Genomic DNA, 26,405 nt, shown 5'->3' on the forward strand with positions numbered 1-26,405 from the left:
GGTGGGGCGTTGCCGAAAGCTCTGGCGAAAGTCGATTTTTAGGGTATTGCTCTGCGAGGTCTGAATCAGTTTGCCTGGCTGGCAATACCCCGGGTGGGTTTGCCAAGGCGGCTGTGTTGGCGAAAATCGCTCGGGGTTTGGCCGGTATGCGCTTGGAAATGCCGGTAAAACAGACTGCTGCACGGATAGCCACTTTGCGCCGCCACCCAGGCCACACCGCGCTCACTGCTCACCAGAAGCTGGCAGGCATGAGCAATGCGCAGCCGGCTCAGTTCGTGGCTGAAGCTCGATTGCAATTGCTGGCTAAAAAGGCGCTTGAGCGTCGTGACGCTGCAGGCCGCGGCGGTGGCCAGCTCATCCAGCGTCAGCGGGGTATGAAAATGCGCCTGCATATATGCCATCGCTCGCTCCAGCCGGCGATCAGGGGCGGCCGCGGTGGCTTCACCAGCAATAAAGCGTGCCCCACTATCGTGCTGCAGCGCCGCCAGAATATCCAGCAAGGTGGTCAGCCGCTGCAGGCCTTGTAATTCATGCAAATGCGCCAGCTGGCGAGCCAGGCTTTGCGCACAGCTGTGGCTAAATACCACGCCCTGGCGAATGCTGGCCAGCCATTGGCACAGCGGGCGGATCTCGGGCAGGCCATGTTCGGCCAGCGCGACCAGCCAATCGAGGCGAAATAAGACGACTTGCAGCTCGATATCGCGGGCATCCGCCCGTGGGCCGGCTTGCCAACTGTGCGGCTGGTTGGGCGCTACCAGCGCCAGATCACATTGCTGAAACTGCGCGCGATCACTGCCGATTTGCCGCAACCCTTGCGCACCCAAGGTGAGGGTAAGCTCAAATTCAGGGTGAAAATGCAGATTAAACGGAATCTCAGCGGCCACATGATGATTCAGCCGCCATGCATGGCCTTGCGAATTACCGATCCATTCCCGTATCAACATGCGTGTTTCCCCTTTTGAGCTGATTGTAGGGTGAATTGGGCTGATAGTGGAATAGCCGCGCCAGCTGCGGTCTATAAATACGCTCAAGCAGCGCTGGCGCAGCATTCGGGCGACAGCGGCTGACCTTGGCTTGGCAGAGCGCGCATCGCGCTTCTACACTGTCTGGGTGCAGGGTCAACCCACTATTTCATCCTGAGGGAGAATACATAATGAATAAGCCAGCTGGTGCGCACCTCCATTTAGCCTGGGCATGTAAAACCAATGCCCACAACGGTGATAATTTTCTCGCCGCGCTCACGCTGACCAATCTGTCAGATCAAGTGCTGCCAGCCTCAGGCTGGGCGTTGTACTTCAACACTTGCCGCAAAATTAAACCCGAAACTGTCACTGGTAACGTGCTGGTGACGCACATCAACGGCGATTTCTGGAGCTTGGCGCCGGCTGCAGGTTTTGCGCCGCTACAGCCGGGCGAATCTCGCACTTTTGATTATGAAGGCCTGTTCTGGGTGATTAGCGAAACCGATGCGCCACTCGGTTTCTACATTGTGTACGACCCCAATACCCCACAAGCGCAGATGCAAGTGATTGGCGACCCGCATATCGCCCCATTTGCCACCGAAGGCCAGCGCAATCGCAATGACAGCGATGAAGTTGCCCTTGCCAGTGCCGGCAAAACCTTTGCCGATAATGCCTGCCTGAGCCTGTTGCCGGCCGACGCAGTGAGCAAAATTACCCCGACGCCGCTGCAATATAGCGCCGGTGCCGGGCAGTTTGTGATCAATGCCAACACCTTTATCGTGCATGGTGCAGAGCTGGCGAATGAAGCCGCCTTATTGCAGGCGGCGATTAAAGATGTCAGCGGGCAAACGCTGCAACGCGCCGCCTTCAAGCCGGCTGGCGCGGCCGCGATTGAGCTGAAAATCGCGCCTGTGGCAGTGAAAGACACGCTGGCTCCAGGCGAAGCCTATCAGCTGCAAGTGAGCGCAGAGGGCATCGTGCTTACCGGCGCCAGCGCCGCAGGCGTGTGCAATGCCATTCAATCACTGCGTCAATTGCTGCCAGTTGCTGCATATCTGAACCCGCAAGCCGAGCTGGCTGTGGCCGCCTGCCAAGTGCAAGACGCGCCGCGCTTTGCCTATCGCGGTTTGCATCTGGATGTGGGGCGTAACTTCACCAGTAAAGAAACAGTATTGCGTCTGCTGGACTGCATGGCGCTGTATAAACTCAACCAATTCCACTTCCACCTCACCGACGACGAAGGCTGGCGCCTGGAAATTCCGAGCCTGCCAGAGCTGACCGAGATTGGTAGCTTGCGTGGTTACACCGCGGACGAAACCGATAACCTCGTGCCATGCTTTGGCTCGGGCGGCGACGTAGCGGGTAAAGCCGGTAGTGGCCATTACAGCAAAGCCGATTTCATTGAAATCCTGAAATACGCCACCGCGCGCCACATCGAAGTGGTGCCCGAAATCGACGTACCAGGCCATGCCCGCGCCGCGATCAAAGCCATGAATGTGCGCTACACGCGTTTGATGGCCGAAGGCCGCGAAGCCGAAGCGAAGCAATACCTGCTGTGCGACTTTAACGACGCCTCGGTGTATGAATCCGTGCAGCTGTGGCACGACAATGTGATCTGCATTGCGCTTGAGTCGTGCTACAACTTCATCGAAACCGTGCTGCACGATGTGAAAGCCATGTTTGAAGAAGCTGGCGCGCCATTCACCACCATGCACACCGGCGGCGATGAAGTGCCTAATGGCGCGTGGGAAAAATCACCGATTTGCCAGGCCTTTATGCAAGAAAAAGGCATGACCAAAATCGTTGAGCTGCAAAATTACTTCCTCGCCCGTTACCGCGATCTGCTGAAGAAATATGGCCTGGTATTTGGTGGTTGGGAAGAAATTGCGCTGGTGAAAAAAGAAGTCAACGGCGAGCATACCCACGGCCCGAACCCTGAGTTTGTGAACGCTAATTTCCGTCCGTATGTGTGGAATAACGTATGGGGCTGGGGCCAGGAAGACTTCGCTTACCAATTGGCCAACGCCGGCTACAAAACGGTATTGTCGAACGTCACCAACCTCTACTTCGATCTGGCCTATGCCAAAGATCCGCTAGAGCCGGGTTACTACTGGGGCGGCTTTATCGAAACCCGTGGCGCGTATGAATTTGTACCGCTGGATATTTTCACCACGGCGACCGTCAATCTGTTTGGCAAGCCGCTGGATAAAGACAATATCGCCAGCAAAGTCCGCCTGACACCAGAAGGGATTAAAAACATCATCGGGATTCAAGGCCAGCTGTGGGCTGAAAATATCCGTGATCGTTCGCGGCTGGAATATCTGGCCATGCCACGGATTATCGCGCTGGCCGAACGCGCATGGGCGAAAGACCCGGCCTGGACTTCGATTGCCGATGTGGCCGCGCGCCAAGCCAAAATGGACGCAGACTGGAACGAGTTTGCCAACCGTTTGGGCCAGCGTGAGCTGCCACGTCTGGATGGCTTCCCGCGCGGGGAAAGCTTTGGTGGCTATGGCTATCGCATCCCATTGCCAGGCGTGACAGTGGAAGCCGGCCAGCTGTATGCCAATGTGGCGGCGCCAGGCTTGGCGATTCGCTACACCACCGATGGCTCAGACCCAACTCCGGCGTCGCCGCTGTACACCGGCCCAGTAGCGGCAACGGCGACAATGAAAGTAGCGGTATTTAGCAGCAGTAACCGTCGCAGCCGCGTGGTTAGCGTGTAAGTTGACTGCGGCAGCAATAAAAAGCCCCGCTTTGGCGGGGCTTTTTTTGGACCTGAGCGAGCGAGATTACGCCAGCCGACGGTAGCCCGGTAGAGTGAGGAACTCGACAAAGTCTTCGCTGGTGGTAATGTCGCCAAACAATTTGGCGGCCTCGGCCAGTGTGGCGCTGTAGCGGCCTTGCTGCTCCAGCTTGGCGACTTCTTCTTGCAGAAGGGTATTAAAAAGTGCGACGTCCACTTTGCGCCCATCCTCCAGCACGCCTTTGGGCGAGCGTATCCATTGCCAGATTTGCGAGCGGCTGATTTCAGCGGTGGCCGCGTCTTCCATCAGGTTATGGATCGGTACACAGCCCATGCCAGCCAGCCAAGAGGCCAGATATTGCACCCCCACGCTGATGTTATTGCGCAGGCCCTGCTCGGTGATCGGGGCTTCAGGGTGGAAATTCAGCAGGTCGGCGGCGCTCACTTGAATATCCGGGCGCTGGCGGTGAATTTGATTGGGGTATTGCCCCAAAGCCTTTTTCCACGCTTGCATTGCGACAGGTACTAGCCCGGGGTGTGCCACCCAACCGCCATCATAGCCGTCGCCGGCATCGCGCTCTTTATCGGCCTGCACTTGCGCCATGGCTTTGTCGTTAGCCTCAGGGTCGGTTTTGACCGGGATGTACGCCGACATGCCGCCAATCGCGGGTGCGCCGCGCTGATGGCAGGTTTTCAGTAGTAGCAGCGAATAGGCGCGCATAAAGGGCACCAGCATGGTGATCTTGCCGCGCTCGGCCAAGCAGAAATCCTGATCGAGGCGGAATTTCTTAATGCAGCTAAAGATGTAATCCCAGCGTCCGGCATTCAGGCCGGCCGAATGCTCGCGCAATTCGTAAAGGATTTCGTCCATCTCAAACGCCGCCAGAATCGTTTCGATCAGCACCGTGGCCTTGATGCAGCCATGTGGGGCGTTTAGCTCGCGCTCGGCCCAGTTAAACACATCATTCCACAAGCGGGCTTCAAGGTGCGATTCCATTTTCGGCAGATAAAAATAGCAGCTACTGCCGACGCTGAGCCGATATTGCAGGTTATGAAAAACGGTGAGACCGAAATCAAATAGCGAGCCTGACATCACCTCGCCATCAATCTGTAGGTGTTTTTCCTCCAGATGCCAGCCACGTGGGCGAATGATCAAGGTGGCGATGTCTTTATTCAGGCTGTAATGCTTGCCCTCGGGGCTGGTGTAGCTGATGCTGCGGCGATAGGCATCAAAGACATTCACCTGCCCATCGAGCTGGTTGTCCCAGGTGGGCGTATTCGAGTCTTCAAAATCTGCCATAAAACATTTCGCGCCGGAATTGAGCGCATTGATCATCATTTTGCGCTCGACCGGGCCGGTGATTTCGACCCGGCGATCTTGCAGGTCTTCCGGTAGCGGGTTGATCTTCCATTCGCCGTGGCGAATGTGCGCGGTGGCTGGCAGGAAGTCGGGTTTTTCCCCAGCATCGAGTTTGCGCTGGCGCTGGATGCGCGCCTGCAACAAGGCCTGGCGGCGCGGCTCAAATTGGCGATGCAGGGCAGCCAGAAAATCAAGGGCTGCCGGACTAAGAATCTGGCGATGTTCGGGGCTGAGCTGGCCAATAAGCTGGATACGCTCTGCGGTGGCGGTCGTCATCTGCGGGCCTCCCATCAGCGCCAGCGGCAAGCGCAGGCGCGGTAAGTGGGGTTGAAAAAACACGTGGCGCAACCCTAAGCTCGGGGCTAGATACAGAGCGGTCGAGGTTGCGCGCACGTGCAAGGGCTCAAGCAAAAGTGATGTTGGCCATTAATGGAACTGCTCGGCTTCGGTCGAGCCTTTCAGTGCCGTCGTTGAAGACTGACCTTGCTGGATCACCTGGGTGACCTGATCAAAGTAGCCGGTGCCCACTTCGCGCTGGTGTTTCACGGCGGTAAAGCCACGCTCTGCCGCGGCAAATTCGGCTTGTTGCAGCTCGACAAACGCGCTCATGCCCGTGCGAGCATAGCCGTGGGCCAGATTGAACATGCCGTAGTTGAGGGCATGAAAGCCCGCTAGGGTAATGAATTGGAATTTATACCCCAGCGCGCCGAGCTCCTGCTGGAACTTAGCGATGGTGGCGTCGTCGAGGTTTTTCTTCCAGTTAAACGAAGGCGAGCAATTGTAGGCCAGCAGTTTGCCCGGGTATTTGCTGTGAATGGCCTGCGCAAACTGGCGGGCGTATTCCAGATCGGGTTTGCCGGTTTCACACCAGATCAGATCGGCGTAGGGGGCGTAGGCAAGCCCGCGCGAAATCGCCTGCTCCAGCCCTGGGTAGGTTTTGTAAAAACCTTCGACCGTGCGCTCGCCGGTGCAGAAGGGTTTGTCGTTGTCATCCACGTCGCTGGTCAGCAAATCAGCGGCCTCGGCATCGGTGCGCGCCACGATGATGGTCGGTACGCCCATTACATCGGCAGCCAGCCGCGCGGCCACCAGTTTTTCCACTGCCTCGCGGGTTGGTACCAGCACCTTGCCGCCCATATGCCCGCATTTTTTCACGCTGGCCAGCTGATCTTCAAAATGCACGCCGGCGGCGCCAGCTTCGATCATGCCTTTCATCAGCTCAAAAGCGTTCAATACACCACCAAAGCCAGCTTCGGCATCGGCCACAATCGGGGCATACCAATCAATGCTGTCATCGCCCTCAGCATGGTGAATCTGATCGGCCCGCGCCAGCGTGTGATTAATGCGTCGTACCACTTGTGGCACCGAATTGGCCGGATACAGCGATTGATCGGGGTACATTTCGCCGGCGATATTGGCGTCGGCCGCTACCTGCCAGCCGGAGAGATAAATCGCTTTCAGACCGGCTTTCACTTGCTGCATGGCCTGATTGCCGGTGAGGGCGCCCAGCGCGTGTACATAGGGCGTGTCGTGCAGTAAGCGCCAGAGCTTCATTGCACCATGGCGGGCAATGGTGTGCTCCTGCAGCAAAGTACCACGCAGACGCTCGACATCGGCGGCTGAATACGGGCGGCGAATGCCGGCCCAGCGCGGGTTGGTTTTCCAGTCGTGTTCCAGTGCTGCAATGCGGTCAGTGGCGGTACTCATGATGCGCTCCCTGTGGTGAAGACGGCAGATCTGATCAATACGGCAAGCTGTGTTATTGATTGAAGCAGGTAATTTTTGCATCGCAACAAATTTTGCGATGCAGCACAAATTGTAGTCGAAAAATATTCACTACATATCGGGTGAATTACTTAGCTGACTGATGGCTGGGGCGGATTTTTTTTCTTCAATAACCCTTGAAAAGGTATGGCTTATCCCAATCTTGGCTGTCATTCGTAGTTGGAGGTCACCATGAGCCAAGAAGTGAACACAGAAAACCAAGCCGAGCAGCAAACCGAGCAGTCGGCAAACCCTGAGCTTGCCACTGAAAATACTGCCGCTGATGCGAGCGCAAGTATTGAAGAGCAGCTGAACCAAGCCCTGGCCGAGCTGGAAAAAGCCCGCCAGGACATCCTGTATGTGCGTGCCGAGGCCGAAAACGCTCGCCGCCGCGCGCTGGATGAAAACGACAAGGCCCGCAAATTCGCGATTGAAAAATTTGCCCGCGAGATCATTAGTGTGAAAGACGCCATCGATATGGCGCTGCTGGATCAGTCGGGTAACTTTGATGGCCTGAAAATGGGTGTGGATCTCACCGCCAAGGCACTGACCAGTGCGTTCGAGAAATTCGAGCTGGTTGAAATCAACCCGATGGGTGAAAAACTCGATCCGAATAAGCATCAGGCCATTTCAATGGTACCGAGCGACGAAGAAGCCAATACCGTCGTACAGGTCATGCAAAAAGGTTATGAGTTGGCTGGGCGCATTTTGCGTCCCGCCATGGTGGTGGTGGCTGCCGCGAAGTAAGGCGGTAGCGGCAGTCCGGCCACTTGGCCAAGCACTGCATCAATCGGCTCTTGAAATGGGCCAGCTGATCCCCACTTAGCAGACATGGTTATTTGACAACATCCGGTGGCGTTAATCACAACAGAATCAAGCCACTGGATTTAGAGATGAAGGAAAGAAAAATGGGCAAAATTATTGGTATTGACCTGGGTACAACCAACAGCTGTGTGGCCGTAATCGAAAATGGCCAGACCAAAGTAATCGAAAACGCCGAAGGCGCGCGCACTACGCCATCGATCATCGCTTATCAGGAAGATGGCGAGATTCTGGTGGGTGCTCCTGCCAAACGCCAAGCGGTGACTAACCCGAAAAACACGCTGTACGCGGTAAAACGTCTGATCGGTCGTCGCTTCGAAGACAAAGAAGTGCAAAAAGACATCGATCTGATGCCTTTCTCAATCATCAAAGCCGACAACGGCGATGCTTGGGTTTCGGTGCGCGATAAAAAAATGGCACCACCGCAAATCTCTGCGGAAGTGCTGCGCAAAATGAAAAAAACCGCCGAAGATTACTTGGGCGAAGAAGTGACCGAAGCGGTGATTACCGTTCCGGCCTACTTTAACGATAGCCAACGTCAAGCCACCAAAGACGCCGGCCGCATCGCGGGTCTGGAAGTAAAACGGATCATCAACGAGCCAACCGCTGCTGCGCTGGCATTCGGCATGGACAAAATGGAAAAAGGCGATCGCAAGATCGCGGTCTATGACTTGGGCGGTGGTACGTTTGACGTGTCGATCATCGAGATTGCTGACGTTGATGGCGACAAACAATTCGAAGTGCTGGCCACCAACGGTGATACTTTCCTCGGTGGTGAAGACTTCGACCAACGTCTGATCGACTACATCATTGCCGAGTTCAAGAAAGAGCAAGGCATCGATCTGAAAAACGACGTGATGGCACTGCAACGCCTGAAAGAAGCGGCCGAAAAAGCCAAGATCGAACTGTCTTCTAGCGCGCAGACCGAAATCAATCTGCCATACGTGACCATGGATGCAACCGGTCCAAAACACTTGGTGCTGAAAATCACCCGCGCCAAATTTGAATCTCTGGTTGAAGACCTGATCACCCGTTCGATCGAGCCATGCCGTATCGCCCTGAAAGATGCGGGCCTGAAAGCTAGCGACATCGATGATGTGATCTTGGTCGGCGGTCAAACCCGTATGCCAAAAGTAATGGACGCGGTGAAAGAGTTCTTCGGCAAAGAGCCACGCCGTGACGTGAATCCAGACGAAGCCGTTGCTGTGGGTGCAGCGATTCAAGGTGCGGTACTGGGCGGCGATCGTAAAGACGTCCTGCTGCTGGACGTGACGCCACTGTCACTGGGGATTGAAACCCTGGGCGGCGTGCTGACCAAGCTGATCCAGAAAAACACCACGATCCCGACTAAAGCGTCACAAACCTTCTCGACCGCAGAAGACAACCAGAGCGCCGTGACCATTCACGTGCTGCAAGGTGAGCGTGAAAAAGCCTCGGCGAATAAATCGCTGGGTCAGTTCAACCTGGGTGATATTCCACCAGCGCCACGCGGTGTGCCACAGATTGAAGTAACTTTCGACATCGATGCCAACGGTATCTTGCACGTGAGCGCGAAAGACAAAGCATCGGGCAAAGAAGCGAAGATCACCATTCAGGCTTCTTCAGGTCTGTCTGAAGCTGAAATTCAGGCCATGGTGAAAGACGCTGAGCTGAATGCGGAAGAAGACAAAAAACTGGCTGAGCTGGTGCAAGCCCGCAATGCAGGCGAAGGCATGATTCACCAAGTGAAGAAAATGCTGTCTGAAGCCGGCGATAAAGTGACTGCTGACGAAAAAGTGGAAATCGAAGCCGCCATCACTGCGCTGGAAGGCGTGGTAAAAGGTGACGACAAAGCGGACATCGAAGCGAAAACCGAAGCGCTGATGAAAGCCAGCCACAAAGTCGCGGAGAAAATGTACGCCGAGCAAGCAGGTGCGCAAGCCGGTGCCGAAGGCGCACAAGCCGCGGGCGATAGCAAAGACGACGGCAACGTGGTTGACGCCGAATTCACCGAAGTGAAAGACAAGTAATTAACCGCTCAGGGGCACAGAACCGGCACGCAGGTGCCGGGCTGTGCCTTTTTGTTTCTTTAGGTGAACAGCATGGCAAAGAAAGATTTTTATGACATCCTGGGCGTAAATCGTGACGCCTCGGATGATGAAATCAAAAAGGCATACCGCAAGCTGGCGATGAAATACCATCCGGACCGCAATCCGGACAGCAAAGATGCCGAAGAGAAATTCAAGGAAGCCAAAGAAGCCTACGAGATTCTCTCTGATAGCCAGAAACGGGCAGCCTACGATCAATACGGCCACGCCGGGGTCGACCCACAGGCCGGCATGGGCGGTGGCGGCTTTGGTGGCGGTGGCTTTGGCGATTTCGCCGACATTTTTGGCGATATTTTCGGTGGTGGTCGTGGCGGTCGCAGTAATGTCTACCGTGGCGCTGATCTGCGCTACAACATGGAAATCACGCTGGAAGAAGCGGCGCGTGGGGTAGAAAAGCAGATCAAGATTCCATCGCACGAAGAGTGTGATAGCTGTCACGGCACGGGCGCCAAGCCAGGTACCGAGGCCAAAACCTGCCACACGTGTAATGGCCACGGCCAGGTGCGCGTGGCGCAAGGCTTCTTTAGCCTGCAGCAGACCTGCCCAACGTGTCATGGCACGGGTAAATACATTCCGGATCCTTGCCGTAAATGTAACGGCACTGGCCGCGTTTCCACCCACAAAACGCTGGCGGTGAAAATCCCGGCCGGGGTGGACGAGGGCGATCGCATTCGCCTGTCGGGCGAGGGCGAGCCGGGTGTGAATGGCGGGCCACCGGGTGATCTGTACGTCGTTACACACATCAAGCAGCACGCGGTGTTCGAGCGCGAAGGCAACGATCTGCATTGCGAAATGCCGATTAGCTTTGCCTGCGCGGCGTTAGGCGGCGAAATCGAAATCCCAACGCTGTCGGGCAAAGCGCGCATCACCATTCCGGCCGAAACGCAAACCGGGCAAGTATTCCGTCTGCGTGGCAAAGGGATCAAAGGTGTGCGCAGTGCGATTACCGGCGATTTGATGTGCCACGTGGTGGTGGAAACCCCAGTGAAACTCACTGGCCGCCAGAAAGAGCTGCTCAAAGAGTTTGAAGAAATCAGCCAGGGTGATTCGGATAAACACAATCCGCGCGCCAAATCTTTTATGGATAAGGTAAAAGATTTCTTCGCTTCTTGATAGGGTATTGCCCTGCGGGTATTTTATTTAATACTTTGCAGGGTAATACGGCTGGTGGGTATCTACCCACTAGCAAGAAAAAAGGCCATTCGCAAGAATGGCCTTTTTGTTGAGCACGTGGCGTTAGCGGGTGAGCGCACCCGTCGGTGAAATCATGGTCAGCTCACCAAAATTGGAGCCATTGCGTTTGTTGCCGGTGTAATCGACCACAAAGCCACCCAGATCATAGCGATTGAGCGAGCCAAGTGCATTGTAAACGGCTGTTCGTGTCGGTGATTTGCCGGCGCGTTTCAGTGCTTCCACGATAATCCGCGCAGAAATATAGCCTTCCAGCATCGCATAGCTTGGGTATTTAGAAATCGCGGCCAGCGATTCTTTCTTACCCGACATACCCGAGCCTAGCTCGGCGTACACATCATCCTGAAATTCTTGCACGATGCGCGCACGGGTGTTGTAAGGGTAGGGCAGCACCTGGCTGATACCGAGGCCGTGGGCTGTCCGCTTACCAATCTGTTTACTGATGTCTTCAAACTGCACGGCTGAGAAGGCGTACAGCTGCGAGGTGCCGCCGTTGTTTTTGTAATTTTCCACAAAGGTGGCCGCTGGCTTGGTATGCGCCACCAGAATCACCACTTCGGGATTAACTTTGGCCAGATCTTTGGCCGCTTTGCTGGTGTCGCCACTGGCGCGGTCATACCAGGCTTCGGCTTGCAGTTTCAGCTGTTTTTTGGCCAGCGCCGCTTTCAGTGCGGCTACGCCTGATTCACCAAAACCATCTTTTTGCGCCAGTACGCCAAACTTGGTAATCCCCAGGTTTTCGGTCAAGAGCTTCACAATCCGCTCGGCTTCCTGGTTAAAGCCGGCGCGCGTGTGAAAGAGATACGGGCTGCCAGGGCTGCGCAAAAACTCGGCCCCGCTGTGTACGCCCACCAAAGGAATCCCGGCGTTTTCTAGGGTTTTGGCTTTTATCAGTGCATTGACATTATCAGTGCCGTGGTAGGAAATCAGCGCTACGGCATTTTCTTTGTCGATGAAATCTTGGGTGTTTTGCAACGTGCGTTTCGGATCATCCCCATCATCGCGGACCAGATGATTAATCTGTTCGCCATTGACGCCGCCACGGCCATTTACCTGGTTAAAGTAAATTGAAGCACCCAGTGCCAAGGCCTTGCCGGTCTCGCCGGCGATCCCGGTGGTGGGTACAGACTGGCCAATATTGATATCGGCTTGAGCGCCGCTAGCCAGGGCCAGACTTGCCGCAATAATGAGTTTTTTTAACACGATGCACGCTCCCCTTTGCATGTGAATCTATGCGGCTCATCTTAAATTAATGTGGGCTGGTGGTATAGTGTTGGCTGAATTTCGCGGAGATTTTGCAATGCGCGTAGGCGTTTATGCCGGCAGTTTCGATCCAGTGACCAAGGGTCATTTGTGGATGATTGAACGTGGGGTGCAATTATTTGATGAAATGATCGTCGCGATTGGTGAAAATCCCGACAAAAAATACACCTTCAGCCTCGAAGAGCGCCTGTCGATGTTGCGTGAAACCACCAATGGGATTGCCAATCTGCGGGTTGAGGTATTTCAGAATCGTTTTCTGGTGGATTACGCCCGCGAGCAGGGCGCGCAATTTATTTTGCGCGGTATTCGCGAAGCAGCCGATTACGAATTCGAGCGGAAAATGCGTTACGTCAATGCCGATTTGGCGCCGCACATTGATACTATCTTTTTAATGCCACCGCGCGAGATCGCGGAAATCAGCTCGACCATGGTCAAGGGCCTTGTAGGCCCGCAGGGCTGGGAAAGTGTGGTGAAACAATATGTGCCTGACCCGGTGTTTATGCGCCTTTTGCATGGCCTCAAAGTCGGGCAGTAATCTGAATTGAATATCGACTGGGCTGCCTGCGGGTGGCCCTTATTGTCGCTGGAATAAGGAAAAACGCTATGCGTATCGGTACGCCATTGAGCCCGTCGGCCGTCAAAGTGATGTTGTTGGGCTGCGGTGAGCTGGGCAAAGAAGTCATTATCGCCTTGCAGCGCTTAGGGGTCGAAGTGATCGGAGTGGATCGCTATCCCAATGCGCCGGGCATGCAAGTCGCCCATCGCAGCCACGTCATTGATATGAGCGACGCTCAAGCTTTGCGCGCGTTGGTGGAAGCCGAGCGTCCGCATCTGATCGTGCCGGAAATCGAGGCGATCGCCACTGATGAGCTGGTACGCATTGAGGCCGATGGCTTGGCGACGGTTATCCCGACTGCGCGGGCCACACAGCTCACCATGAACCGCGAAGGTATTCGCCGGCTGGCGGCAGAAGAGCTGGGCTTGGCCACTTCGCCTTATCGCTTTGCCAGCTCACTGGCCGAGTTGCAAGCCGCGTGTGCCGAGATTGGGTTTCCGTGCTTAGTCAAACCAGTGATGTCTTCGTCGGGCAAAGGCCAATCGCTGCTTAAATCGGCCGCCGATGTCGAGACCGCTTGGCAATACGCGCAAGCTGGTAGCCGTGTGGATCACGGCCGGGTGATTGTGGAAGGCTTTATCGATTTTGAATATGAAATCACCCTGCTCACCGTGCGCTCACAAGGCGAAGACAACGACATCCTGACTTCATTCTGCGCGCCGGTCGGCCATGTGCAGGTGAAGGGCGATTATGTTGAAAGCTGGCAGCCGCAGCGCATGAATCCGCTGGCCCTGCAGCGTGCGCAAGAAATGGCACGCAAAATCACCACCGCGCTGGGCGGCCGTGGTTTGTTTGGGGTTGAGCTGTTTGTGAAAGGCGATGAAGTTTGGTTCTCGGAAGTGAGCCCACGTCCGCACGATACGGGCCTCGTTACCTTGATGAGCCAGTACTTTTCCGAATTCGAGCTGCATGCCCGCGCGATTTTGGGCTTGCCCGTGGATGTGAGCCAACGCGAGCCAGCGGCCAGCGCCGTGATTTATGGCCGGATGGAGGAAAGCGGCATCGCTTTTGATGGGGTGGCAGCAGCGCTGGCGGTACCGCGCAGCGATTTGCGCCTGTTTGGTAAGCCCGAAGCCTTCGAGCGCCGCCGCATGGGCGTGGCGCTGGCGGCTGGTTCGGATACCGATGTGGCGCGCGATCGCGCCAAGCTGGCGGCCGGGCTCGTGCAGCCGGTGTCGATGGCGGATGAGCCTACGGCCTAAAGGCCGATTTGCGCAGCGAAACAGCCCGGCTAGCCCGGGCTGTTGCATTTTCCCCGCCAGTGCACGCGGGCAGCTGTTAAACTGCGGCCTTATATAGTTTGCAGTGCACATACCATCATGGATCTCGCCAGTTATCGTAATCGTTTAAACAAAAATGCCCGCCATTGGGGCAAATGGGCCCGCCGGCAAGGGCTGCAGTGCTATCGCATTTATGATCGCGATGTGCCTGAGTTTCCGATGATTGTGGATGTGTATGGCGATCGCGTGCACCTGCAGGAATTCGATACCGGCTGGGTTGAGAGCGACGAAGATTATTCAACGTGGATCGACCAGATCCACGCCGCCACTGCCGAAGTGCTGGAAGTGCCGCTGGAACATGTGGCACTGAAAATCCGTAAACGGATGAAAGGCCTCACCCAGTACGAAAAGCAGGAAGACGCAGGCGAGTTTTTTGTGGTGGAAGAAAACGGCCTTAAATTCGAGGTAAATCTCGAAGCCTATCTCGATACCGGCCTGTTTCTTGATCACCGCAATACGCGCAAACGCGTCATGGGGGAGGCGGCAGGTAAACGCTTTTTAAATCTCTTTAGCTATACCGGCGCCTTTAGTGTTTACGCCGCGGCGGGCGGTGCGGCGAGCACCACCACGGTAGATTTATCCAATACTTATCTGGATTGGGCGGGGCGCAATTTTGCCTTGAATGGCATGGACCCAACCGTGCATCAGCGCGTGCGCGCCGATGTGTTCGAGTTTTTGCGCGAAGCCACCTGCAGCCCGCAGCGCTACGATCTGATCGTGATGGACCCGCCGAGCTTTTCCAATTCGAAAAAAATGCTGGGCGTATTGGATGTGCAGCGCGATCACGCCTTTTTGATCGAAGCGTGTCTGTCGCTATTGGCGCCCAAAGGGGTGCTGTATTTCTCGAATAATCTGCGCAGTTTCGAGCTGGACCCCATGTTTGTTGGCCGCTGTGAAAATCTAACGGCGCAATCGGTGCCGGAAGATTTCCGCAACAAGCGGATTCACCAGTGTTTCCGTTTCGTTAAAGATTAAAGGCCGCTGGCTGGCCGCGTGGCCTGCCATGCTGGATGGAACGTCGCATGTCTCACCCGATTTATCCGGCCCCGCTGGTGCTGCTGGATCTGGAAACCACTGGCGCCAAGCCGGCGGTCGATCGCATTACCGAAATTGGGCTCTTGCAGCTCGATACCGATGGGGGTATTGAGCGCTGGAGCTCATTGGTAAACCCTGAGCAGCCGATACCCCAGTTTATTCAGCAGCTCACCGGGATTGATGATGCCATGGTGCGCGATGCGCCCCGCTTCGCCGCGGTGGCGAGCGAGCTGTTGGCCAAGCTGCAGGGGCGGATTTTTGTCGCGCACAATGCCCGCTTTGATTACACCTTTTTGCGCAATGAATTCCAGCGCCTGGGGCTGCCGTTTCGGGCCAAAGTGCTGTGCACCGTGCAGCTCTCGCGCAAGCTTTACCCCGATGAATTCAAGCACAGCCTGGATGCACTGATCGCCCGTCATGGCCTGCAATACAACGGCGAGCGGCATCGCGCGCTGACCGATGCCGAGCTGGTGCAGCAGTTTTTAAGTGCCGCGGTGGTCGAGCTGGGCGCGGCGCGGGTGCAGCAAGCGATTGATGAGTTGATTCGCCCGCTGGCCTTGCCGCCGCAGCTGGACGAAAGCCAGGTGGATGATCTGCCCGATACCGCCGGCGTGTATCTATTTTATGGCGCCAACGATGTGCCGCTGTATGTTGGCGCGGCGAGTAATCTGCGTCGGCGGATTTTGCAGCATTTTGGCAAAAAGGCCACCGATGGGCAGGCCGCCCAGCTGGCAGCGGCCTTGCAGCGGATCGATTGGATCGAAACCAGCGGCGAGCTGGGCGCTAGCCTGCGCGAACAGCGCTTATTGCGCGAGCTCAAGCCCCGCTTTAATCCCGGGGCGCGGCAAAAAGCCGATCAAACGCAGGTGGTGTGGTCGCTCACGCTCAATCCAGCTCAGCCAGAGGCGCCGCTGCAGCCCCAGCTGATCACGCTGGGCGAATTGCGCAGCCCGCATGGCGAGCTGTTTGGCCCGTTCCGCGGGGCACGCGAGGCGCAAAATATCCTCAATCGCATCGCCAAAGGGCAGGGTTTGTGCCGACAGCTGCTGGGGCTGGAAAAACCGCGCAAAGGCAATGAGGTAAGCCCGTGTTCGGCATTAAGCACCGGTGATTGCCGTGGCGGCTGTGTGGGGCGCGAACCGGTGAGCCTGCACAATGCCCGCTTGCTGGCCGCGCTGGCCAAACACAAAGTCACGCCGTGGCCGTATGGCGGGCCGATTTTGCTGGCCGAAGGCCCGAGCTGGGCGCCGGTATGGCAGGTCTTGGATCAGTGGGTATACCTGGGTGAAGTATCAAGCCAGGGTCAATTGGATGAGCTGCTTGCAGCGCCATACCCCGCTTATGATCTGGATATGTCCAAACAGATTCGTGCCTTGCTACGCAAGCCACTGGCGCTGACGGTGTATCAGCCCGGGATGCAGCTACCGCTGGCAGAATAAACCGCCTTGCGCTGAGTGCGGGGGCACTGCATCGTGCGCCTAGCGTTTAATGGGGGCGGTGCTCCGCCCGGCGCCAGCACGCCTGGGCGCTTTCATCCGGCCAGCAGGCCACTTGCGGCACGCTACGGGCATGATCAAACCAGCTATGCGTCCCCAGTGTTGGCGGCACCACCCATTGCGAGGCCAGGCTGGCTACGGCGGTGGTGGCGACCACGGCCGCCAGTAAGGCGATTTTTCGGCTGAGCATACGGGAAACCCCTAGTAGAGCGATTTAGGGTCTTAGTATCTGCTTTCGTGGTTTTGGTATCAACGTTCAGTTTGGTATCAGATGTGGCGGTGCAGTTCGGATCAGCAGGGGCTATTTATTGTCTTTCAGCTTTCGCTGGACGAAAAAAAGCCAGCTGGTAGACCAGCTGGCTTGGGCGTTGCGTGCAGTGCAGGGTGGCGCTTAGGCCAGTACCGCCTTGATGTCGTCGCTTTCGCTGATGGTGAATTTCTGGCTCGTCGGCACCACGGCTTGACCATCAAAGCGGCCAATGTGATAAATCGTGCCAAACGAGAAGGTTGGCGCCGCCGCACCTTGGCCACCACAGACTTCGGCGCCACGGCGAACATTGTCGGCCATCCAGCCCGGCAGACGCAGGTGGTATGGATTGCGACGGACTTCTTCCACGTGGCAAGCCAGTGCGGCGATCAGATCGGCAGTATCTTGCTGATTGGTCGCGATCAGCGCATTAGGCGCTTCCATCTGGCGCCAGAATTCGCTTTGTACCAGTACACAGCTGTGGTTGGCGGCTTTCAGCGCATCCACCACCAGATAGTGAGTGCCGATATGGGCTGAGTGGTAGTCATTGTCGTGCGGGCATACCACCACTTGCGGTTGATGTTGGCGAATGATTTCGGCCACCACGGCCACTTTTTCGGCCCAAGCGGCAGGATCTTCGCTGCGGGTTTTGGTGGTGACGCTCATCAGACCACCCGGAATGGTTTCCAGCAGGCCCCAGCCCAGATAATCGCAAGCATTTTTCAGCTCGGCCCAGCGCTCAGGCTGGCGTTTCAGATTCGAGCCTTGAGTCACCGCCACGTTATAGACTTTAAAGCCGGCTTCACGACCTAGGCGCAATGGCAGTGCGCCGATAATGCATTCGTCATCGGGGTGCGGGGCAAAAATCATGGCGACTGGCGCATCCGCGGCCACTGCTTGGGCAGCGCTACCCAGGGTGCTCAGATCGGCAAACAAAGGCGCGTCGGCTTTTTGCAGCAATTCGTGGTGGGCTTGAACGAGGGCGAGATACGGGTTGCTCATGCTAGGCTCCGAGAGTTGAATGAGGCGGCCGGCGAGCGGGCCGCGCGAACAATACCGCAGAGTATAGAGCCTCTATCCCAGCCGACCAAGCGCTTTGCCACTTTCGTGACAGCAATTCTGATCTGGCGCAGAGATTGGCCCCGTGCGCCGGCCGGCGGGGCAGGGGGCAAATGCGGCATAATGACGGCTGACTTTAGGATGGACAGCGCATGCGGTTTTTTTCTTCTTCGTTTATGGTGACTTTGCTGGGCTTGGGACTGGCGGCGCTGATCGGTGGCTGGGGCGGTTTGTGGATTGCATTTAATCTGGCTTTGCTGGAAACCAGCCTGAGTTTTGACAACGCGGTGGTGAATGCCTCAGTGCTGCGGCATTGGGATGAAAAATGGCGGCGGCGCTTTTTGCTCTGGGGCATGCTGATTGCCGTGTTTGGCATGCGGGTGGTGTTTCCGCTGGTGATTGTGGCGGTGATTGCCGGGCTTTGGCCGCTGCCTGGGCCCGTCTCGCTATACGATTACTTTAGCAGCGGGCACTGGCCGGCTAGTGATGTGCTGAGCATGGCCCTGCTGCAGCCTGAGCGTTATGCGGCGATTTTGACTTCGGCACATATCGAAGTAACCGCATTTGGCGGGGCTTTTTTGCTGCTGGTGTTTTTAAATTTCTTTCTCGATTACGAAAAAGACACGCATTGGTTTAAGCCGATTGAGCAGCTGTTGGCGCATTTGGGCAAGCTGGAAATGGCCTCGGTATTGGTGGCATTGCTGGTGCTGCTGCTCTTGGCCAGCCATTTGCCGGTGGCCGAGGCGCTGCGCTTTTTGCAGGCCGGTATCTGGGGGGTGCTGGTGTATGTGTTGGTGGATGGGCTGGGCGATCTGATTGGCGATGCTGGCGCTGCGGCCAAAACCGGGATTGGCGGCTTTATCTATCTCGAGATTTTGGATGCCTCATTCTCGTTTGATGGGGTGCTGGGCGCCTTTGCGCTAACCAAAAATATCTTTCTGATCGCCATTGGCCTAGGCATTGGCGCGATGTTTGTACGTAGCTTTACCTTAATGCTGGTTGAAAAAGGCACACTAACGGCGTTTAAATATCTGGAGCATGGCGCTTTCTGGGCGATTGGGGCTTTGGCGGCGGTGATGTTGCTGGCCGCGCGCTGGCATATTCCCGAGGCGGTAACTGGCGGCGTAGCCGCTGTGCTGATTGTGATTGCGGCGATTCATTCATGGCTGGTGCGTGATAAGGGTATTGCTCAGTAAGCCTAAATTAATATGGCGTTTACGCTGATACGCGGTTGGGGTATCAAGCTGGCGCCCAACAAAAACCCCGCCGAAGCGGGGTTTTTGTTGAAGTAGCGCGGTGCTTAATGTGTAGACTGCTCTGGGATCGCCTCGCCGCGGGTTTTCCACAGCGAGTAGAGCACGCCCGCCAGCAGCAAGCCAAAAGTTACGCCCAACGATACGGCGGTTGGAATCTTGAAGTCGATCAAACCTTCGTGGTTGAAATACACCAAGCCGACTTTCACACCGATAAATACCAGCACCACCGAGAGCGCGTATTTCAGATAGTGGAAGCGATGCACCATCGCCGCCAGCGCGAAATACAGCGCGCGCAAGCCCAGAATCGCGAAGATATTCGAGGTGTAGACAATAAACGGATCTTGAGTAATCGCGAAAATGGCTGGGATACTATCCACCGCAAACACCAGATCGGCGGTTTCTACCAGAATCAGGGTCAGGAACAGCGGGGTGGCCCACCAGCCCGGCGTCAGGCCATGCGCCTCGCCACGCACCCAGAATTTCTCGCCATGCAGCGTCGGGGTAAAGCGCATATGGCTGCGCAGCCACTGGTAGAATTTATTGTCTTCCAGCTTGCCGTGTTCATCATCACTCATCAGCATTTTGATCCCGGTGAAGATCAGGAAGGCACCAAACAGCACCAACACGGCCTGATATTTCGCCACCAGCACGGCACCCAGGCCGATCATAATGGCGCGCATCACGATCACCCCCAAAATGCCCCAGAACAGCACGCGATGCTGATACATGCGCGGCACGCCCAGGCTGGTAAAGATCAGGGCAATCACAAATACATTATCCATCGAGAGGGATTTCTCGATCAGATAGCCGGTGATGTATTCCATCCCCGCGGTCGCGCCTTTATACCACCACAGCCAAGCGCCAAACGCCAGACCCATTGCGATGTAAAATGCCGAAAGCTTCAGGCTCTCGCTTACGGAGATTTCGTGTTGATCTTTGTGTAATACGCCCAGATCAAAGGCCAGCAGGCCAATCACCAAGCCAAAGAACATGAGCCACACCCACAAAGGGTAGCCGACCCACAGTTCAAGTAAAAATGCCATATCGTTTCCTTACCCTGTTAGCGAATATTCAATACTGTCATCAGTATAAGGCGCCAAGCGCCAAACTTAACTATGAGTGATGCGATGCCAATTAGTTTCATTGACAGTCACTGTCATTTGGATGCGCCCGAATTTGATGCCGACCGCGACGCCGTGGTGGCCCGCTCGCGCGCGGCCGGGGTGACGCAATGGCTAGTACCTGCCGTTAGCGCCGCCACCTTTGCCAGCACGCGACAGATGCAAGTGCAGTATGGTGCGTGGATCGCCTACGGGCTACATCCAATCTATGTCCATACACATCGGGATGAGCATCTCGATTTACTGCGTGCGCAGCTAGCGCAGGGTGAGGCGATTGCCGTCGGGGAAATCGGGCTGGATTTTTTTGTACCGGGGCTCGATGCCAACCGGCAAATTGCCCTTTTTGAAGCTCAGCTGAAACTAGCGCGCGATTTTGATTTACCGGTGATCGTGCATATCCGCCGCAGCCAGGATCAGGTGCTGAAATACCTGCGCAAATGGCGGGTAAAGGGCGGCATCGCTCATGCTTTTAACGGCAGCGAGCAGCAAGCGTATGAATTTATCAAACTGGGTTTTGCCCTCGGTTTTGGTGGCGCCATGACCTACAGCGGCTCCCAACGCATCCGCCGCCTCGCCCAGACTTTGCCGCTTGAGCACATCGTGCTCGAAACCGACGCCCCCGACATCCCCCCCAGCTGGCTCGCCGGCCCACCGCCAGGGCGCAATGAGCCGGCGCAGCTGCGCGAGATCGCAAATACCCTCGCTGTGCTGCGTGCACAATCGGTGTTCGACATTGCTCAGATTCAACACGCAGCAATATTTGGCGCTTTGCATCTCAAGTGTGTGTAGCGTTCGATAAAAGTTCGCAACTTTCTCTTTCTGAAAGTTGACGTGCATTAAACAAGGTGTTTAAATGCGGCCAAACAAAAAGTGTTTAAATATCAATCGGTTAGTAATTAATTATTTACTTATGGAGTATATGATGACTTTGAAAAAAACCGTGCTTGCTGCCGCTTTGTTAGCAGTTTCAACTCTGGCTCAAGCCAAATTGCATGATATTTCAGTGCCACGTGGTTCGTTTGACTGGTGGGATGTTCAAGTTGGTAGCGCAGCAAAAGCGGGCGCATACAATATCAACTTTGCACTTACCCCAATCAATGCCCAACAGGGTAATTTTGCTAATCTGGATATCTATACTACAGATGCGCAAGGAACCCGTTATCTGTTTCAGACAGTGAACCTGAACTCAAACACTTTCTCAACCGCGGGCAAGCCTTTCACAATCAATTTGAATGCTCCTGGGAATATTTATTTTGGCGTGCGTGGTGTAGTTGCCGGTTTCCAAGGCTGGAAAGGCACTCTGGATGCAAACGTAGCTCCAGTTCCAGAGCCAGAAACTTATGCGCTGATGGGTCTAGGTCTGGTGGGCTTGCTGGCTGCGCGTCGTCGCAAAATGGCGGCCCAAGCCTAATTTGGCAGACGCCTAATAAAAAAACCGCCCTGTTGGGCGGTTTTTTTATTGCAGCAATCAATCTGCCTCTCAAAGCACGCTAAACGCCACCATCCCAACCAGCGCACCTGTGCTGCCCAGTATGGTTTCCATTACCGTCCAGGTTTTGAGGGTTTCGACTTCATTGGCGCCGGTGAATTTACCAAATAGCCAGAAGCCCGAATCATTAACGTGGCTGAGTACAATCGAGCCACCGGCAATACAAATCGAGAGCGCAGCCAGTTGGGCGCCGCTAAAACCGGCCAGTTCGATCACCGGCAGCACCAAGCCCACGGTTGTGAGGCAGGCGACGGTGGCCGAGCCTTGAATGACGCGCACCGCAGCAGCCAGCACAAAGCAGGCGATGGCGATTGGCAAGCCCGCGCCGATTAGGGCGTTGCCCAGCGCGGGGCCGACGCCTGAATCAACTAGCACTTGCTTGAACACCCCACCAGCACCGGTCACCAGCAGGATAATCCCGGCGGGCTGCAACGCCGCGCTGCAGACTTCCATGACTTTTTCCCGGCTCATACCCCGGCGCAGAGCTAGACCGTAAATGGCCAGCAAGCAGGCGGCGAGGATGGCGGTGAAGGGGTGGCCAATCAGTTGCAGCCAGGCATACAGCTGACCATCGGCGGGTACAAAACGCGCCACAATCGTTTTCAGACCGACCAGCAGCAAGGGGAACAATACCAGCGCCACACTAAAGCCGAATGATGGCAGCTGGCCTTTGCCCAGACTCGGCTCGCTGACATCGTTGGGAATCGTCAGTGTGACATGGCGGCTAATGAAGTTGCCATACAGCGGCCCGGCCAGCAGCATGCCCGGAATGGCGGCTGCCAAGCCCAGCAAGATCATCCAGCCAAAGTCGGCTTTCATCTGCGAGGCCACCAGCATGGCGGTGGGGCCGGGTAAAAGGAAGGCGGCTGAGGCGGCGACACCGGCAAAGAGTGGAATCGCCAGTTTGACCACATTCCCGCCTGTGCGCCGCGCTACCGCGAAGACCACGCCGATCAGCAACACAATCGCGACATCAAAGAAGAGCGGCAGGGTACAGATCAGGCCGGCAATCCCAAGAGCGACATTGGCCCGGCGCTCGCCAAAATGGTCGAGTAGTTTTACCGCGATCTGATCCAGTGCGCCGGTTTCATGCAAGATTTTGCCAAACATGGCGCCCAGCGCTACCACCACCGCCAGAAAGCCCAGCGTGCCGCCCATGCCTTTTTGCATGGTATCGGCAATTTTATCGACCGGCATGCCCGAGAAGATCCCGGCCCCGATCGAGACGATCATCAGCGCCACAAAGGCATGCAGGCGGGCTTTCATCACCAAAAAGAGCAGCAATAGCACCGAGCCCAGCGCGGTAAAAATCAGTGTGAGGGTATCCATGATCAGGCTTCTCCTTGTGCAACAATCGCCTCTTGGGCGGCGGCCACCACTTCAGCTAGGGTGGGCGTAATGTCGATGTGGAGTACATCGGCTTCATCGGCACCGGGCACTTCCAAGGTGGCAAATTGCGATTCGAGCATGCCGGTTTTCTGGAAATGGCCTTGGCGCGCAGCAAGGCGCTCGGCAATCACTTCAAACGGGCCGTGCAGAAAGACAAAGCGCAGATTGGGATTGCCCGCGCGCAATTGATCACGATATTGCTTTTTCAGTGCCGAGCACACAATAAAGGACAGCGTATTGGTGCGCTGCATGGCAAAGGCTGCGTCGTTAATGGCCGCCAGCCAAGGCGCGCGATCGGCATCATTCAGCGGCTGGCCAGCCGCCATTTTGTTGATATTGGCACGCGGATGCAGAAAGTCGCCATCGAGCAAGGCGGCTTGCAGATTGTGCGCCAGCTGGGCCGCGACGGCAGATTTACCGCAGCCCGAGACCCCCATCAAAACATAAATACGTGGTGAAGACATATCGACCCCCATCGGTTTGTTACCGATAACATGTTATGGGTAACATTCTGCCGTTGCCGATTTGTAGTGGCAATAGGGAGAAGTACATACAAGTAAGAAATCGGTGAAAAATCTGATCTAGCGCAAACTACTATTTGGCATGATGCGAGGTATTGCTACCAAATCTTTTTATTGATTGGATTTGATGGTTATACAGAGTAGGGGTATGTGGTTAGACGCTACCGCCCATATCCAGCACATAACCCACATCTTGTACTTGGGCGGAAAAAGTTTCACCGTTGATCCGCGCCAAAAGCCGCTCGGCGGCTAGTTCGCCGATTCGGCGGCGTGGGGTAACGATACTGGCCAGCCGCGGTTGCAGGGCCTGGCCAATATCCAGTTGATTAACGCCGGCAATTGCAAGCTCGGTGGGGATCTTAAGGCCTTGCGCTTGCGCCGCCAGCAGGGCGCCGGCGGCGATGTCATCATTGGTGCAAAATAGGCCATCCAGCTGCGGATATTGGCGCTGTGCTTCGCGTAACAATTCGCCTCCCAAGCTAAAACTGGAGGGCCGATCCGTCTGGATAATCTGGCTGGGCAGGCCCGCGGCCTGCATCGCCGCGCGGTAGCCCTCGGCGCGCAATTGGGTGCGCGAATCGAGCCGGGCGGCCAGATAGCAGATTTGGCGTTTGCCGCTGGCCAGCATCGCCTGCACCATGGCCTCGGCGGCCGCCCGATGATCGAGGCCAACCGCTTGATCGATGGGGTCAGGCGGCAAATCCATCATTTCCACCACCGGAATACCGGCGACGGCCAGCATCTGGCGCGTGCGCTCCAAGTGCTGGGCTTCCGAGAGCAGAATGCCGTCGATGTGAAATGACAATAGCTGCTCAACCTGGCGGGCTTCTTCGGCGGGATCGTAGCCATAGTGGCCGTACAGAACATGGTAACCCGCCGGCGTGGTGATGGCCTCGATGCCATGCGCCACAGCAGAAAATACCTGATTGGAAATCGATGGCAGCAGCACGCCGATGGCACGGCTGCGATCGTTGGCCAGCATTTCCGGTACTCGGCTGGGGATATAACCGAGCTCGGCCATCACCGCGGCGATCCGCTCTGCGGTGGCGGTGGCCACCAGATCGGGCGAGCGCAAATAGCGGCTGATGGTCATTTTCGAGGTGCCGACCCGCTCGGCCACATCTTGCATTGTGGGGCGGCGGCGGGGCTTGTCGCTGGGGTGATTCATCGGCTCGCTCCAGCGTGGCGCTGAGCGCAAACTGGGCAGGCTGGATCACGTTGGTACTTCATTTCCTTCCAGCGGGCGGTGCGGGCGTCGTAGAGCTGCAAGCGACCGCGCAGGATTTCGCCGCAACCGCTTAAGAGTTTCAGTGCTTCGGAGGCTTGCGCCGTGCCGATGATGCCGACCAGGGGCGCAAAAACGCCAAAAGTAGCGCAGGGGCTATCGCTGTCTTCGCCTTCTTCAGCAAACAGGCAGTGATAGCAGGGCGCATCGGCTTCGTGCAGTGCAAAGGTGGTGATCTGGCCACTAAATTGCACGGCAGCGCCGGACACTAGCGGTTTGCCCGCCGCCACACAGGCGCGATTCAGGGCATGGCGGGTGCTGAAATTGTCGCTGCAATCGAGTACCACATCGGCTGCAGCCACCAGCTCAGCCAGTCGCGCAGGCGTGGCGCGCTCGGCGAGCGCGTGCACCTGCACTTGTGGATTTAGCGCTTGCAAGGTTTGCTGGGCCGAATAGGCTTTGTTCTGCCCCACCCGGGCTTCGGTGTGCACGATTTGTCGCTGCAGGTTGGTGAGATCCACCACATCGTCATCCACGATGGTAAGCGTACCCACGCCGGCGCTGGCCAGATACAAAGCTACCGGTGAGCCCAGCCCGCCCGCGCCAATCACCAGCACATGCGCGCTGCAAATACGTTCTTGCCCCTCCACGCCCAGCTCATCGAGCAAAATATGCCGGCTATAGCGCAACAGGCCTTGATCATCCAGCTCTACGTGGGCCGCGCGGGTAGGGCAAACAGACATGGGTAAGCTCAATCGATGGCAATCTGTGCAGTATACCGCGTGCACTGGCGGGCGGCTTGCGCTGAGTCAGGCTGCAGAGTGAAACCCCGACAAGAAAAGGCCCGCGTTAGGCGGGCTTTGGCGATGCTGGCCAGTCTGGGCTGGCGGTGTGCGGCGGCTAGAGATAGCGGCGCAGTTCTTCTGGCGTATCGTCGTGATCGCCGTGCGGGTGGTTTTCCCACACTTTGGCGTAGACGTCGCGGCTTTTTACATTGTGTTCGGGGATGTGCTGATTATCGTGATGCACTTCTTCGCTGTAATGCGCGAGCGCCCGCAGAATTTTCTGCAAAATGCTGTTGTCCAGATGAAAGCCGGCCGCTTGCAGGCGCTCTTCCAGATCCACCAGCCGATGCTGGTTCAGATTGTATTGCAGCGAGATTTTGTGCTGCTCGGGATGTGCCTGACACTGAATGCCCTCAAGGCGCTTGAGCAGGCGCATGGCTTGGCTGGCCTGATCCAGCGGCAGCGCAGTGAATACAATATCCCGATGTTTGATATCGTTAGCGTTGGTTTTCATTTTTCCCCCACTCGATAAGCCTTATCGTCGATTTAGATTAACGCTTTTCGGATTGGTTCGCAGCCTTTTTTTCGCACTTGTCGTGCAGTGGTGGGATGGATTGAGCTGGGCAAGGGGTATATGACTGGCAGGCTTGATTGATATGCCTGAAATGAAAACACCCCTGCAGGGTATGCA

At 56.3% G+C, this 26,405-nt stretch carries 23 protein-coding genes; 11 read left to right on the forward strand and 12 right to left on the reverse strand.

Annotation, left to right across the window (positions count from 1 at the left end; all coding sequences use genetic code 11):
• Positions 1-65: 65 nt before the first annotated feature.
• Positions 66-944: a helix-turn-helix domain-containing protein gene (locus G482_RS16820; protein WP_051258633.1), complete on the reverse strand. Its 879-nt coding sequence runs from the start codon at positions 942-944 to the stop codon at positions 66-68.
• A 209-nt stretch (positions 945-1,153) separates the two neighbouring features.
• On the opposite strand from G482_RS16820, the gene G482_RS16825 reads away from it, so the two are divergent.
• Positions 1,154-3,688, forward strand: a complete 2,535-nt coding sequence (locus tag G482_RS16825) for a family 20 glycosylhydrolase (protein ID WP_034618561.1) — start codon at positions 1,154-1,156, stop codon at positions 3,686-3,688.
• Positions 3,689-3,754: 66 nt separating this feature from the next.
• Here the strand turns inward: G482_RS16825 and aceB are convergent, their stop codons facing one another.
• Positions 3,755-5,344, reverse strand: coding sequence for a malate synthase A (gene aceB, locus G482_RS0101150; RefSeq protein ID WP_028448475.1), 1,590 nt, complete (start codon positions 5,342-5,344; stop codon positions 3,755-3,757).
• Positions 5,345-5,494: 150 nt separating this feature from the next.
• Complete coding sequence (gene aceA / locus G482_RS0101155; protein WP_028448476.1) at positions 5,495-6,775, reverse strand: isocitrate lyase; 1,281 nt, start codon at positions 6,773-6,775, stop codon at positions 5,495-5,497.
• A 249-nt stretch (positions 6,776-7,024) separates the two neighbouring features.
• On the opposite strand from aceA, the gene grpE reads away from it, so the two are divergent.
• From grpE to dnaJ, 3 genes are all read left to right on the forward strand, one after another.
• Positions 7,025-7,579: a nucleotide exchange factor GrpE gene (gene grpE, locus G482_RS0101160; protein ID WP_028448477.1), complete on the forward strand. Its 555-nt coding sequence runs from the start codon at positions 7,025-7,027 to the stop codon at positions 7,577-7,579.
• Positions 7,580-7,740: 161 nt separating this feature from the next.
• Positions 7,741-9,663, forward strand: a complete 1,923-nt coding sequence (gene dnaK, locus G482_RS0101165; RefSeq protein ID WP_028448478.1) for a molecular chaperone DnaK — start codon at positions 7,741-7,743, stop codon at positions 9,661-9,663.
• Positions 9,664-9,735: 72 nt separating this feature from the next.
• Positions 9,736-10,854, forward strand: coding sequence for a molecular chaperone DnaJ (gene dnaJ, locus G482_RS0101170; RefSeq protein WP_028448479.1), 1,119 nt, complete (start codon positions 9,736-9,738; stop codon positions 10,852-10,854).
• Between the two features lie 123 nt (positions 10,855-10,977).
• Here the strand turns inward: dnaJ and G482_RS0101175 are convergent, their stop codons facing one another.
• On the reverse strand, positions 10,978-12,135 hold the full coding sequence (locus G482_RS0101175) for an ABC transporter substrate-binding protein (protein ID WP_051258634.1): 1,158 nt from the start codon (positions 12,133-12,135) through the stop codon (positions 10,978-10,980).
• A 97-nt stretch (positions 12,136-12,232) separates the two neighbouring features.
• Between G482_RS0101175 and coaD the strand changes: the two genes are divergently transcribed.
• The 4 genes from coaD to G482_RS16830 all read left to right on the forward strand — a co-directional run bounded on the left by coaD (position 12,233) and on the right by G482_RS16830 (position 16,565).
• Positions 12,233-12,730 carry a pantetheine-phosphate adenylyltransferase gene (coaD, locus tag G482_RS0101180; RefSeq protein WP_028448481.1) on the forward strand — a complete coding sequence of 166 codons (498 nt, stop codon included), beginning with the start codon at positions 12,233-12,235 and terminating at the stop codon, positions 12,728-12,730.
• Positions 12,731-12,798: 68 nt separating this feature from the next.
• Complete coding sequence (purT, locus tag G482_RS0101185; RefSeq protein ID WP_034618566.1) at positions 12,799-14,013, forward strand: formate-dependent phosphoribosylglycinamide formyltransferase; 1,215 nt, start codon at positions 12,799-12,801, stop codon at positions 14,011-14,013.
• A 114-nt stretch (positions 14,014-14,127) separates the two neighbouring features.
• Positions 14,128-15,066 (forward strand): class I SAM-dependent methyltransferase, encoded by a 939-nt coding sequence (locus tag G482_RS0101190; protein ID WP_028448483.1) that lies wholly within the window; start codon positions 14,128-14,130, stop codon positions 15,064-15,066.
• Positions 15,067-15,113: 47 nt separating this feature from the next.
• Complete coding sequence (locus G482_RS16830; RefSeq protein WP_034618568.1) at positions 15,114-16,565, forward strand: exonuclease domain-containing protein; 1,452 nt, start codon at positions 15,114-15,116, stop codon at positions 16,563-16,565.
• 46 nt (positions 16,566-16,611) lie between these two features.
• Here the strand turns inward: G482_RS16830 and G482_RS0101200 are convergent, their stop codons facing one another.
• Together G482_RS0101200 and G482_RS16835 are read right to left on the reverse strand one after the other, a co-directional pair.
• Positions 16,612-16,812, reverse strand: coding sequence for a hypothetical protein (locus G482_RS0101200; RefSeq protein ID WP_028448484.1), 201 nt, complete (start codon positions 16,810-16,812; stop codon positions 16,612-16,614).
• A 201-nt stretch (positions 16,813-17,013) separates the two neighbouring features.
• Complete coding sequence (locus G482_RS16835) at positions 17,014-17,871, reverse strand: PIG-L deacetylase family protein (protein WP_051258635.1); 858 nt, start codon at positions 17,869-17,871, stop codon at positions 17,014-17,016.
• 209 nt (positions 17,872-18,080) lie between these two features.
• On the opposite strand from G482_RS16835, the gene G482_RS0101210 reads away from it, so the two are divergent.
• Entirely contained in the window at positions 18,081-19,124 is a 1,044-nt protein-coding gene (locus tag G482_RS0101210; protein WP_028448485.1) for a DUF475 domain-containing protein, read from the forward strand.
• A 104-nt stretch (positions 19,125-19,228) separates the two neighbouring features.
• Here the strand turns inward: G482_RS0101210 and G482_RS0101220 are convergent, their stop codons facing one another.
• Positions 19,229-20,227, reverse strand: a complete 999-nt coding sequence (locus G482_RS0101220; RefSeq protein WP_028448486.1) for a TerC family protein — start codon at positions 20,225-20,227, stop codon at positions 19,229-19,231.
• Positions 20,228-20,311: 84 nt separating this feature from the next.
• Between G482_RS0101220 and G482_RS16840 the strand changes: the two genes are divergently transcribed.
• Together G482_RS16840 and G482_RS20460 are read left to right on the forward strand one after the other, a co-directional pair.
• Positions 20,312-21,094, forward strand: coding sequence for a TatD family hydrolase (locus tag G482_RS16840; RefSeq protein WP_051258719.1), 783 nt, complete (start codon positions 20,312-20,314; stop codon positions 21,092-21,094).
• Positions 21,095-21,227: 133 nt separating this feature from the next.
• Positions 21,228-21,716, forward strand: a complete 489-nt coding sequence (locus G482_RS20460; protein WP_051258636.1) for an FxDxF family PEP-CTERM protein — start codon at positions 21,228-21,230, stop codon at positions 21,714-21,716.
• Between the two features lie 69 nt (positions 21,717-21,785).
• Here G482_RS20460 and gntU read toward each other — a convergent pair whose 3' ends face one another.
• From gntU to G482_RS0101255, 5 genes are all read right to left on the reverse strand, one after another.
• Positions 21,786-23,123, reverse strand: coding sequence for a gluconate transporter (gene gntU / locus G482_RS0101235; protein WP_028448488.1), 1,338 nt, complete (start codon positions 23,121-23,123; stop codon positions 21,786-21,788).
• 2 nt (positions 23,124-23,125) lie between these two features.
• Positions 23,126-23,647 (reverse strand): gluconokinase, encoded by a 522-nt coding sequence (gntK, locus tag G482_RS0101240; protein WP_081986619.1) that lies wholly within the window; start codon positions 23,645-23,647, stop codon positions 23,126-23,128.
• Positions 23,648-23,858: 211 nt separating this feature from the next.
• Complete coding sequence (locus G482_RS0101245; RefSeq protein WP_028448490.1) at positions 23,859-24,872, reverse strand: substrate-binding domain-containing protein; 1,014 nt, start codon at positions 24,870-24,872, stop codon at positions 23,859-23,861.
• A complete protein-coding gene (locus tag G482_RS0101250) occupies positions 24,869-25,672 on the reverse strand; it encodes a HesA/MoeB/ThiF family protein (protein ID WP_211227545.1) in 804 nt (267 codons plus the stop codon). The genes G482_RS0101245 and G482_RS0101250 overlap by 4 nt, the downstream gene beginning before the upstream one ends.
• Before the next feature lie 157 nt (positions 25,673-25,829).
• The gene (locus G482_RS0101255; protein WP_028448492.1) at positions 25,830-26,228 is read right to left on the reverse strand and encodes a hypothetical protein; all 399 of its coding nucleotides are present in this window, start codon (positions 26,226-26,228) and stop codon (positions 25,830-25,832) included.
• Positions 26,229-26,405: the final 177 nt, after the last annotated feature.

Source organism: Chitinibacter tainanensis DSM 15459, assembly GCF_000429785.1.
Classification (GTDB): domain Bacteria; phylum Pseudomonadota; class Gammaproteobacteria; order Burkholderiales; family Chitinibacteraceae; genus Chitinibacter; species Chitinibacter tainanensis.